9 protein-coding genes are annotated in these 12,176 nt (G+C 56.7%); 7 read left to right on the plus strand and 2 right to left on the minus strand.

Annotated elements, in window-relative coordinates:
- Window positions 1–26 precede the first annotated feature (26 nt).
- The 3 genes from rpoC (at window position 27) to AC2FFP_RS15660 (ending at window position 5,816) form a co-directional block, all read left to right on the plus strand.
- Entirely contained in the window at window positions 27–4,268 is a 4,242-nt protein-coding gene (rpoC, locus tag AC2FFP_RS15650) for a DNA-directed RNA polymerase subunit beta' (protein WP_496844626.1), read from the plus strand.
- A gap of 81 nt (window positions 4,269–4,349) precedes the next feature.
- The gene (locus AC2FFP_RS15655) at window positions 4,350–4,859 is read left to right on the plus strand and encodes a macro domain-containing protein (RefSeq protein ID WP_496844625.1); all 510 of its coding nucleotides are present in this window, start codon (window positions 4,350–4,352) and stop codon (window positions 4,857–4,859) included.
- An 87-nt stretch (window positions 4,860–4,946) separates the two neighbouring features.
- Window positions 4,947–5,816, plus strand: a complete 870-nt coding sequence (locus AC2FFP_RS15660; protein WP_496739454.1) for a DMT family transporter — start codon at window positions 4,947–4,949, stop codon at window positions 5,814–5,816.
- On the opposite strand, the gene AC2FFP_RS15665 is transcribed toward AC2FFP_RS15660, so the two are convergent.
- On the minus strand, window positions 5,801–6,607 hold the full coding sequence (locus tag AC2FFP_RS15665; protein WP_496768423.1) for a putative rhamnosyl transferase: 807 nt from the start codon (window positions 6,605–6,607) through the stop codon (window positions 5,801–5,803). The two genes, AC2FFP_RS15660 and AC2FFP_RS15665, sit on opposite strands and share 16 nt — an antisense overlap.
- Before the next feature lie 385 nt (window positions 6,608–6,992).
- Here AC2FFP_RS15665 and rpsL point away from each other — a divergent pair, with 385 nt between their 5' ends.
- From rpsL to tuf, 4 genes are read left to right on the plus strand one after another with little or no spacing between them, the layout of a single operon-like run.
- On the plus strand, window positions 6,993–7,364 hold the full coding sequence (gene rpsL, locus AC2FFP_RS15670) for a 30S ribosomal protein S12 (protein WP_005621086.1): 372 nt from the start codon (window positions 6,993–6,995) through the stop codon (window positions 7,362–7,364).
- Window positions 7,365–7,379: 15 nt separating this feature from the next.
- Window positions 7,380–7,850 carry a 30S ribosomal protein S7 gene (rpsG, locus tag AC2FFP_RS15675; protein ID WP_008756926.1) on the plus strand — a complete coding sequence of 157 codons (471 nt, stop codon included), beginning with the start codon at window positions 7,380–7,382 and terminating at the stop codon, window positions 7,848–7,850.
- Between the two features lie 18 nt (window positions 7,851–7,868).
- Window positions 7,869–9,986, plus strand: coding sequence for an elongation factor G (gene fusA / locus AC2FFP_RS15680; RefSeq protein WP_496768421.1), 2,118 nt, complete (start codon window positions 7,869–7,871; stop codon window positions 9,984–9,986).
- 60 nt (window positions 9,987–10,046) lie between these two features.
- On the plus strand, window positions 10,047–11,222 hold the full coding sequence (gene tuf, locus AC2FFP_RS15685; RefSeq protein WP_108861257.1) for an elongation factor Tu: 1,176 nt from the start codon (window positions 10,047–10,049) through the stop codon (window positions 11,220–11,222).
- Between the two features lie 162 nt (window positions 11,223–11,384).
- Here tuf and AC2FFP_RS15690 read toward each other — a convergent pair whose 3' ends face one another.
- Window positions 11,385–11,924, minus strand: coding sequence for a hypothetical protein (locus tag AC2FFP_RS15690; RefSeq protein WP_496770189.1), 540 nt, complete (start codon window positions 11,922–11,924; stop codon window positions 11,385–11,387).
- Between the last annotated feature and the right edge of the window lie 252 nt (window positions 11,925–12,176).

Here is a 12,176-nt window from a genome sequence, read left to right on the forward strand (position 1 = left end):
CCCATCCCAATTTGTAAGGACGCAAAATGAACCAGGAAATCACCAATAACCCGTTCAACCCGCTGACGCCGCCGAAAGTCTTTGACGAGATCAAAGTCTCCTTGGCGTCGCCCGAGCGGATTCTGTCTTGGTCCTATGGCGAGATCAAGAAACCCGAAACCATCAACTACCGGACGTTCAAGCCCGAGCGTGACGGTCTGTTCTGCGCGCGTATCTTTGGCCCGATCAAAGATTACGAATGTCTGTGCGGCAAATATAAGCGGATGAAGTATCGCGGCGTTGTCTGCGAGAAATGCGGTGTGGAAGTCACCCTGCAGAAAGTCCGCCGCGAGCGTATGGGCCACATCGAACTGGCCGCGCCTGTCGCACATATCTGGTTCCTGAAATCGCTACCGTCCCGCATCGGTCTGATGCTGGACATGACGCTGCGCGATCTGGAACGTGTTCTGTACTTTGAAAACTATGTAGTCATCGAGCCCGGTCTGACCGACCTGTCTTATGGCCAGATGCTGACCGAAGAAGAGTACATGGACGCGCAGGATGCCTATGGCATGGACGCGTTCACGGCGAACATCGGTGCGGAAGCTATCCGTGAGATGCTGGCTCAGATCGATCTGGAAGCCGAAGCCGAGCAGCTGCGCGCTGATCTGGCCGAAGCAACCGGTGAACTGAAGCCCAAGAAGATCATCAAACGTCTGAAGGTTGTTGAATCTTTCCTCGAGTCGGGCAACCGGCCTGAGTGGATGGTGATGACCGTGATCCCAGTCATTCCGCCGGAACTGCGTCCGCTGGTTCCGCTGGATGGTGGCCGTTTCGCGACTTCGGATCTGAACGATCTGTATCGCCGCGTCATCAACCGGAACAACCGTCTGAAGCGTCTGATCGAACTGCGCGCACCTGACATCATCGTCCGCAACGAAAAGCGGATGTTGCAGGAATCCGTGGACGCTCTGTTCGACAATGGCCGTCGTGGGCGCGTGATTACCGGTGCCAACAAGCGTCCGCTGAAATCGCTGTCGGACATGCTGAAAGGTAAGCAGGGTCGCTTCCGTCAGAACCTTTTGGGTAAGCGCGTCGACTTCTCGGGCCGTTCGGTCATCGTGACCGGTCCGGAACTCAAGCTGCACCAGTGTGGTCTGCCCAAGAAGATGGCGCTGGAGCTGTTCAAGCCGTTCATCTACTCGCGCCTTGAAGCCAAGGGTCTGTCTTCGACCGTGAAGCAGGCGAAGAAACTGGTCGAGAAAGAGCGTCCCGAAGTGTGGGATATCCTCGACGAGGTGATCCGCGAACACCCTGTTATGCTGAACCGTGCGCCGACGCTGCACCGTTTGGGCATTCAGGCGTTCGAGCCGGTCCTGATCGAAGGTAAAGCCATCCAGCTGCACCCGCTGGTCTGTTCGGCCTTTAACGCCGACTTCGACGGTGACCAGATGGCGGTTCACGTGCCCCTCAGCCTTGAGGCCCAGCTGGAAGCCCGTGTTCTGATGATGTCGACGAACAACGTTCTGTCGCCTGCAAACGGTGCGCCGATCATCGTTCCGTCGCAGGATATGATCCTGGGTCTGTACTATGTGACCTTGGAACGCGAAGGCATGCCCGGCGAAGGTAAGGTGTTTGGTTCGATCGACGAAGTTCAGCACGCGCTGGATTCCGGCGAAGTGCACCTGCACACCAAGATCACCGCGCGGATCACGCAGATCGACGACGAAGGCAACGAAGTTCAGAAGCGTTTCGAGACAACTCCGGGCCGTCTGCGCCTGGGTGCGCTGCTGCCGATGAACAACAAGGCGCCGTTCGAGCTGGTCAACCGTCTGCTGCGGAAGAAAGAAGTGCAGCAGGTGATCGACACTGTCTACCGTTACTGCGGTCAGAAAGAGTCGGTTATCTTCTGTGACCAGATCATGTCGATGGGTTTCAAAGAAGCGTTCAAGGCGGGCATCTCGTTCGGTAAGGACGACATGGTCATCCCTGATGATAAGTGGGGCATCGTTGATGAGACCCGCAGTCAGGTAAAAGACTTTGAACAGCAGTACATGGACGGACTGATCACACAGGGCGAAAAGTACAACAAAGTTGTCGATGCCTGGTCGAAGTGTAACGACCGCGTCACCGATGCGATGATGGGCACGATCTCGTCTTCGGATCGGGCAGAGGATGGCTCCGAACAGGAACCGAACTCGGTCTACATGATGGCCCACTCGGGTGCGCGTGGCTCGGTTACTCAGATGAAACAGCTGGGCGGTATGCGTGGTCTGATGGCCAAGCCGAACGGTGACATCATCGAGACGCCGATTATCTCGAACTTTAAAGAAGGTCTGACCGTTCTCGAGTACTTCAACTCGACCCACGGTGCCCGTAAAGGTCTGTCGGATACCGCTCTGAAGACGGCGAACTCGGGTTACCTGACCCGTCGTCTGGTGGACGTGGCTCAGGACTGCATCGTTCGTGAGATCGACTGTGGTACTGAACGTGCGATCACCGCCGAAGCCGCGGTCAACGATGGTGAGGTTGTTGCATCGCTGGCCGAACGTGTGCTGGGTCGTGTTTCGGCCGATGACGTTCTGCGTCCGGGTACGGAAGAGGTTCTGGTCGCTGCGGGTCAGTTGATCGACGAACGCATGGCCGACACCATTGACGAGGCCGGTGTTGCTTCGATGCGCATCCGCTCGCCTCTGACCTGTGAGTCCGAGGAAGGCGTTTGTGCCACCTGCTATGGTCGTGACCTTGCACGTGGTACGCGGGTCAACACGGGTGAGGCTGTCGGCATCATCGCCGCCCAGTCCATCGGTGAACCTGGTACACAGCTGACGATGCGGACCTTCCACATCGGCGGTGTTGCCCAAGGTGGTCAGCAGTCGTTCCAGGAAGCCAGCCAAGACGGTGTGGTGTCGTTCGAGAACCCGCAGGTTCTGGCCAATTCCGTGGGCGAAATCTTGGTCATGGGTCGGAACATGAAGTTGGTGATCAAGGACGAACACGGCGAGGAACGTGCCAGCCACAAGCTGGGCTACGGCTCCAAGCTGTTCGTCAAGGACGGCGCCAAGGTTGCCCGTGGCGACAAGCTGTACGAGTGGGACCCCTACACCCTGCCGATCATCGCCGAGAAAGCCGGTACCGCGAAGTATGTTGACCTTGTTTCGGGCATTGCTGTCCGCGATGAGACCGACGATGCAACCGGCATGACCCAGAAAATCGTGATCGACTGGCGCGCCGCCCCCAAAGGCAGCGACCTCAAGCCCGAGATCATTCTGGTTGGTGAAGATGGCGAGCCGGTCCGCAATGATGCGGGCAACCCGGTTCACTATCCGATGTCGGTGGATGCTATCCTGTCGATCGAAGACGGTGAAAAAATCGAGGCTGGTGAAGTCGTTGCGCGTATCCCGCGTGAAGGCGCCAAGACCAAGGACATCACCGGTGGTCTGCCACGTGTGGCCGAACTGTTCGAAGCCCGTCGTCCGAAAGATCACGCGATCATCGCAGAAGCCGATGGTTACGTGCGCTTTGGCCGCGACTACAAGAACAAGCGCCGCATCAGCATCGAGCCGGCTGACGAGTCCATGGAGACCATCGAGTACATGGTACCCAAGGGCAAGCACATCCCGGTCGCCGAAGGGGACTTCATCCAGAAGGGTGAATACCTGATGGACGGTAACCCGGCTCCGCATGACATCCTGTCCATCATGGGTGTTGAAGCGCTGGCGGATTACATGATCGACGAAGTGCAGGACGTTTATCGTCTGCAGGGCGTGAAGATCAACGACAAGCACATCGAGGTCATCGTGCGCCAGATGCTGCAGAAGTGGGAGATCCTGGATTCGGGCGACACCACCCTGCTGAAAGGCGAACATGTCGACAAGCAGGAGTTTGACGCAGCCAACGAAAAGACGTTGGCCCGCGGCGGACGTCCGGCTCAGGGCGAACCGATCCTTCTGGGGATCACCAAAGCCTCGCTGCAGACACGTTCGTTCATCTCGGCGGCGTCGTTCCAGGAAACCACCCGCGTGCTGACCGAAGCTTCGGTTCAGGGCAAGAAGGACAAACTGGTTGGCCTGAAAGAGAACGTCATCGTTGGTCGCCTGATCCCAGCCGGTACCGGTGGGGCCACTCAGGCCGTGCGCCAGGTTGCGCAAGGCCGCGACAACGTCGTGATCGAAGCCCGCCGGGAAGAGGCCGAAGCGGCCGCTGCTCTGGCTGCGCCGGTCATGGATGACGATATGGTCGGTGACGAGCTGGACGTTCTGGTGGAAACACCGGAAAGCCGCGAGTAACTTCCTCATCATAGAAATACGGAAAGGCCCTGCGATTTTGCGGGGCCTTTTCTTTTGCCCTTGGTGCGCTTTCGCCCAATCGTGATACAACTGAATAGTCTCGAAGACAGCGACCCACTGACCAAGGGATGCATGATGCATACAATCAAAGGTGATTTGATACAGCTTGCACTGAATGGTGAGTTTGATGTCATCGTTCACGGTTGCAATTGCTTCCATGCGATGGGGGCCGGGATAGCACGGGCGATTGCGGTGGAATTCCCTGATGCGCTTGAGGCCGACAAGCAGACGGACCTTGGGTCCCGATCAAAACTCGGAACGATTTCTTCGGTCCAGATCACGCGGGGTACGACCGAGTTTGCGGTGGTTAATGCCTATACCCAGTTTCATTGGGAGGGGCCGGGGCCGCTTGTGGAATATGACGCGATCTCGGGTTGTTTTTCGAAGATTGCACGCACATTTCCCGCATCGCGGATCGGCTATCCGATGATTGGCGCAGGATTGGCTGGGGGTGATTGGGTTGAGATTGCCCAGCGCATAGACGCGGCCCTTGCCGGTATAGACCACACACTGGTGATCTTGCCCGACTGACCGACGGGTCCGTGGTTGCATATTGACATCTCACAAGGACTTACGGCCAATGATCCGTGTTTCTTTTGAGTATTGGATTCTGCGACTATGAACCCGAATGTGAAGGGCGCTATGCTGATGATGGGCAGCATGGCAGCCTTTACCGTTAATGATGCATTGATCAAAGTTGCGGGGGCAGACTTGCCGCTGTTTCAGATGGTTGCGATGCGTGGCCTCTTGGCGACGTTATTGGTGTTTCTGATGGCGCGTCATCTTGGGGCGCTGCACCTGAACTTTCCGCGCCACGACAAGTGGCTTGTTGCTGCACGCTGCCTGGCCGAGTTGTCGGCCACATTCTTCTTTCTGACAGCGCTTTTGCATATGCCGCTTGCAAATGTAACGGCCGTTCTTCAGGCGTTGCCACTTACGGTGACATTGGGGGCTGTTTTGTTCTTTGGTGAACATATCGGCTGGCGCCGCATTCTAGCGATCGGGATGGGCTTTGCAGGAATGTTGCTGATTGTACGGCCGGGGCCTGATGGGTTCAGTCTTTACGCGATTTACGCTCTGATTGCCGTGGCATCCGTCACCGCACGCGACCTGATTACCAGGCGTATGTCCACCCATGTTCCGTCCTTGACGGTCACATTGGCGACGACGGTTTCCATTACAGTGGCCGCAGGGATCGCAACTGCAGTCACAGGGTGGGAGCCGGTAACGCCGGGCGCAGGCATAATGGTGGCCTCAGCCGCGGTCTTTGTTCTGACCGGATATCTTTGCAGCGTCATGGTCATGCGCGAAGGCGACGTCGGTTTTATCGCGCCGTTCCGGTATTCCAGCCTGATCTGGGCTTTGGGGCTGGGTTGGGTCATTTTTGGCGATTGGCCTGATACGATCACGATGTTGGGCGCTGTTCTGGTCGTGGGTGCGGGGCTGTTCACGCTGTTCCGGGAACGGCAGTCTCAACCTGCCGAGTGAGCCCGCCGCACCTTGTCCTGTTCAATGGCAAATCGCGCAATGAACTCGCCTTCTTGTTCCGGTGTCAGTGGGGACAGCCCGGTCTTGCTGGCGCGGGCATGGGGGGAGTCGTTGAAGTTGTTCAGCGTACGCACCCACATGGGCGCGTCGGGATAGCTGATCACGGGCATGAAACGACCGATCTTATGGTGCGTGAAGCTCATGATCGTGTGTTTGCAGCCGCCGGCAATATACATCCCCAACCCTACGCCCAAAAGGGACCGGAACACCTGGGTGGCGCGAATGCCATCCGGTCCAAAACGCGCCAGAAACCCGCTGTTGAAATCCAGCCCGACCGTTTGGCTATTCCTGGTCAGTCCTTTAGCGTCAATCGCCGCAAGGCGCAGACGTTCGACAAAGTCGACCGAGACGGCGTCATCGTCATCATGCCGGAACTGGAGGCACGGCTGATCCGGGTCGGTGCGGGCGCTGTGCAGAACCTCTTTGACAACTGGGCGATGCCGGGCTGGTGTGCGCTTGACGATGCGGATCTGCCTGATGCCCGAGGTTAGATCATACAGTCGGTCCATGGACTTTTGGGGAAGGCATTCACCGGTTAGCACCACCAGTTCAAAGTCCTCGTCTGTCTGTTCCCGAAAACCGGGCATGGTGGTGGTTTCGAACAGACGAAACCGTTCTTCCAGCCGCTCTGGATTGTACAGGTATTGACGACGCTCTTCGACAGTTTCGTGTTCTACCTGATAGCCGCCGATCGCGGGGTAGGAAAAGCGGCACAGGCCAATGACTTGCATGTTTCGTCCATCAAAAAGTTTCGTGGCCACTATGCAGAAATCCGCAATTGCCGGCAACGGGCGAGTAGCGCTGGAAGCTGCAGCTAAGTCTTGATAAAACGCTGCCAATCGGCTTGTCGGGTATGTGCTGTTGACACTCGGGCCGACTCCCCATATACGCGCGTCATCTCGGTGCCGGGGGCCGCCCCACAACCGATTCCAGTAATGAACTGGTCAAGGCCCGGACACTTTTATCGTTCGCGCCCTCTGATAACAAACCGCGACGTTCACCTCGGAATGGGAACGCTCGCGGGTTTTGCGCTTGTGGACGCACGAACGCAGCAAGTTTAGCCGCACGCAATGCGCGTGCATGTCATGTGTGTTGCAAAACGGGGAAGAAACCGGAATGCCAACTATTCAACAGCTGATCCGCAAGCCGCGTCAGCCCAAAGTAAAACGCTCGAAGTCCATGCACCTGGAGCAGTGCCCGCAGAAGCGCGGCGTCTGTACTCGTGTGTATACGACCACACCGAAAAAGCCGAACTCCGCTATGCGTAAGGTTGCCAAAGTGCGCCTGACCAACGGGTTCGAGGTCATCTCGTACATCCCCGGTGAAAGCCACAACCTGCAGGAACACTCGGTTGTTCTGATCCGTGGCGGCCGTGTAAAAGACCTTCCCGGTGTCCGTTACCACATCCTGCGCGGTGTTCTGGATACCCAGGGCGTCAAAGACCGTAAGCAACGTCGTTCGAAATACGGCGCGAAGCGTCCCAAGTAAGAAGGAGAGGCTGATATGTCACGTCGTCACGCCGCCGAAAAACGCGAAGTCCTGCCTGACGCCAAATTTGGCGACAAGGTACTGACCAAATTCATGAACAACCTGATGATCGACGGCAAGAAGTCGGTCGCAGAGCGCATCGTTTACAACGCCTTTGACCGCGTTGAAGGCAAGATCAAGCGCGCTCCTGTCGAAGTGTTCCACGAAGCACTCGACAACATCAAACCGTCGGTCGAGGTTCGCTCGCGCCGGGTTGGTGGTGCAACCTATCAGGTTCCGGTCGAAGTGCGCCCCGAGCGCCGCGAAGCACTGGCCATCCGCTGGCTGATCACTGCTGCGCGTGGCCGTAACGAAAACACCATGGAAGAGCGCCTTGCGGGCGAACTGCTGGACGCCGTACAGTCCCGCGGTACTGCCGTGAAAAAGCGCGAAGACACCCACAAGATGGCCGAGGCGAACAAAGCCTTCAGCCATTACCGTTGGTAATTCCAGAGGCTTATCAAAATGGCACGCGAATATACACTCAACCATTACCGTAACTTCGGTATCATGGCGCACATCGATGCAGGTAAAACCACCTGCTCGGAACGCATCCTGTATTACACCGGCAAATCCCACAACATCGGTGAGGTGCACGATGGTGCAGCCACCATGGACTGGATGGAGCAGGAGCAGGAACGCGGCATCACCATCACTTCGGCGGCGACCACCACGTTTTGGGAACGCACCGAAGACGGTGTAACTGCTGACTCGCCCAAGCACCGCCTGAACATCATCGACACCCCCGGCCACGTTGACTTCACCATTGAAGTTGAACGTTCGCTGGCGGTTCTCGACGGTGCCGTCTGCGTTCTGGACGCAAACGCCGGTGTTGAGCCCCAGACCGAAACCGTGTGGCGTCAGGCTGACCGCTACAAGGTTCCGCGTATGGTGTTCGTCAACAAGATGGACAAGATCGGCGCCGACTTCTTCAACTGCGTTGCAATGATCGAAGATCGTACCGGCGCACGTGCTGTTCCAGTTGGTATTCCAATCGGCGCAGAAACCGAGCTGGAAGGCCTGATCGACCTGGTCACCATGGAAGAATGGCTGTGGCAGGGCGAAGACCTGGGCGCAAGCTGGGTAAAAGCACCGATCCGTGACAGCCTGAAAGACATGGCTGACGAATGGCGCGGTAAAATGGTCGAAGCGGCCGTCGAAATGGACGACGACGCGATGATGGAATACCTGGAAGGCAATGAGCCCGACGTTCCGACCCTGCGCGCCCTGCTGCGCAAAGGTACTCTGGAAATCGCGTTTGTTCCGGTTCTGGGTGGTTCGGCGTTCAAGAACAAAGGCGTTCAGCCGCTGTTGAATGCTGTGATCGACTATCTGCCCAGCCCGCTGGACGTTGTCGATTACATGGGCTTCAAACCCGGTGACGAAGAAGAAACCCGTAACATTGCCCGCCGCGCGGATGATGACATGGCGTTCTCGGGCCTGGCGTTCAAAATCATGAACGACCCCTTTGTTGGCTCGCTGACCTTTACCCGCATCTACTCGGGTACTCTGGCCAAGGGCGACACGCTTCTGAACTCGACCAAGGGCAAGAAAGAGCGTATCGGCCGGATGATGATGATGCACTCGAATGATCGTGAGGAAATCACGGAAGCATTCGCAGGTGACATTATCGCACTGGCAGGTCTGAAAGACACCACCACCGGCGACACTCTGTGTGCGACCGGCGATCCGGTGGTTCTGGAAACGATGACCTTCCCCGATCCGGTGATCGAGATCGCGGTTGAGCCGAAAACCAAGGCTGACCAGGAAAAAATGAGCCAGGGTCTGGGCCGTTTGGCCGCAGAAGACCCATCCTTCCGCGTGGAAACTGACCTGGAATCTGGTCAGACCATCATGAAGGGCATGGGCGAACTTCACCTGGACATCCTGATTGACCGTCTCAAGCGTGAATTCAAGGTTGAAGCGAACATTGGTGCGCCGCAGGTTGCCTATCGCGAAACCATCGGTCACGAAGCCGAGATCGTTTACACCCACAAGAAACAGTCGGGTGGTTCGGGTCAGTTCGCTGAGGTGAAGATGATCATCTCGCCGACAGAGCCGGGTGAAGGCTATTCGTTCGAATCCCGCGTTGTTGGTGGTTCGGTGCCCAAGGAATATATCCCGGGTGTCGAAAAAGGCATCAGATCCGTCATGGATAGCGGCCCGCTGGCTGGCTTCCCCGTGATCGACTTCAAGGTTGCCCTGATCGAAGGTAAATACCACGACGTGGACTCCTCGGTTCTGGCGTTTGAAATCGCGGCTCGTATGGGTATGCGTGAAGGCATGCGCAAAGCCGGTGCGAAACTGCTTGAGCCGATCATGAAGGTCGAAGTGATCACCCCGGAAGAATACACCGGCGGCATCATCGGCGACCTGACATCACGTCGGGGTCAGGTTTCCGGTCAGGAAAACCGTGGCAACGCCATCGCGATCGACGCGTTCGTTCCGCTGGCGAACATGTTCGGCTACATCAACACTCTGCGTTCGATGTCGTCGGGCCGTGCCCAGTTCACCATGCAGTTCGATCACTACGATCCGGTTCCGCAGAACATCTCGGACGAGATCCAGGCGAAATACGCATAAGCGAAGATTTGAGGGAGCTCTGTTCAGGGGCTCCCTTCATTACCGAAAAAGGAGGCCATCATGGCAAAGGAAAAGTTTGAGCGTAATAAGCCGCACGTCAACATCGGCACGATTGGCCACGTTGACCACGGCAAGACCACGCTGACCGCAGCAATCACCAAGTATTTCGGTGACTTCAAAGCGTATGACCAGATTGACGGCGCGCCTGAAGAAAAAGCACGTGGCATCACCATCTCGACCGCCCACGTGGAATACGAGACCGACACGCGTCACTATGCGCACGTCGACTGCCCCGGCCACGCTGACTACGTCAAGAACATGATCACCGGTGCCGCACAGATGGACGGCGCGATCCTGGTTGTGAACGCTGCTGACGGCCCGATGCCGCAGACCCGCGAGCACATCCTGCTGGGCCGCCAGGTTGGCATCCCGACCATGGTCGTGTTCATGAACAAAGTGGATCAGGTTGACGACGAAGAACTGCTGGAACTGGTGGAAATGGAAATCCGCGAGCTGCTGTCTTCGTATGACTACCCCGGCGACGACATTCCAGTCATCGCAGGTTCGGCTCTGGCCGCGATGGAAGGCAACAAGCCGGAAATCGGCGAAGAATCGATCCGCAAGCTGATGGCGGCCGTGGACGAATACATCCCGACACCTGAGCGCGCTGTTGACCAGCCGTTCCTGATGCCGGTCGAAGACGTATTCTCGATCTCGGGCCGTGGTACTGTTGTGACCGGTCGTGTTGAGCGTGGCGTGATCAACGTTGGCGACGAGATCGAAATCGTCGGCATCCGTGACACTCAGAAAACCACCTGTACTGGTGTTGAAATGTTCCGCAAGCTGCTGGATCGCGGCGAAGCGGGCGACAACATCGGCGCCCTGCTGCGCGGTATCGACCGTGAAGGCGTTGAGCGTGGTCAGGTTCTGTGTAAGCCAGGTTCGGTTACACCGCACACCAAGTTCGAAGCCGAAGCCTATATCCTGACCAAGGAAGAAGGCGGTCGTCACACTCCGTTCTTCGCGAACTACCGTCCTCAGTTCTACTTCCGTACGACTGACGTGACCGGCACCGTGACCCTGGCAGCTGGCACCGAGATGGTTATGCCCGGCGACAACGTGTCGTTCGAGGTTGAACTGATCGCACCGATCGCGATGGAAAACGGCCTGCGTTTCGCCATCCGCGAAGGCGGCCGCACCGTCGGCGCCGGCGTCGTGTCGAAAATCGTCGAGTAATCGCTCTCGAGATATCAAACGAAAAGGGCGTCCCTCGGGACGCCCTTTTTTGTTTGCATTCCTGCTATGGTCAGCACGCGTTGCGCGGAAAGGAATTAGTCGTAGGCCGCTCCCTCGGGGCGGCCTTTTTTTGGGAGTGGATTTTGTGCTTGGTTTATCGCGTCAATCAAACACCGGGACCCACAATCCTTCTCCTCCTCCCAAGTACCGTTTGTATACACGGTCCACGCGTTTGGTCGGGCAGCAATTTGAATCGTCTTCGTGGTAGTCATATCCGGTCATGCGAATGTGACTCGCATCCAGAGCTTCTACAGATTCCAAAGATCTTGCTGGCATGTTGACGAAATCAACTTGCGCAGTAGCCCACAAGTCTACGTAAGTTGCCTGAGAGCCAAAATCTGAGACCCGCAGTACAACCGGTGTGAAGTAGATAGTTCCGGATCCTTGTGCGCAACCAACATCAACCATTGGAAATGCTATGTAACTGGCACCGTCCATTTCTTCTGTGCCCAGATCGGCTACCAAGAGATCATCTTGATTGTCCGCTTCGTATGCGCAACCGATGGCTTCAACAAATTTACCTACACTCTCAATGATTTGGGCGCGCTGATTGAGATCCAATGACATCGCTGCCGAGGTAGTTGAAAGAACAACTGCGCCACTCAAAACGGCTGGCGCAAGAATGGTTGCAAATCCACGCATGTATTTTCCTTCTTGCTGTATGAAATGCTTGTGTTCGGTGTACTGCTAACAGTCTTGAATTGAGTCTCAATCTAAAAGTGACAGATCAAAGCTGCAGTCACTCAAAAACTGTGTGTTACTATATTTTTGGCGTTCAGGTTGAGCTCACTAGTGGTGGGCTTGCATTCGCGTGCTCATGCGAAGTACATTTCCCCCTTGCCAATCCCCCCACACCCCTGTAAGTCGCGCGAGTTCTCGATAAGAACGTCAAGG

The sequence above is a fragment of the Ruegeria sp. YTSC004 genome, from assembly GCF_059609805.1.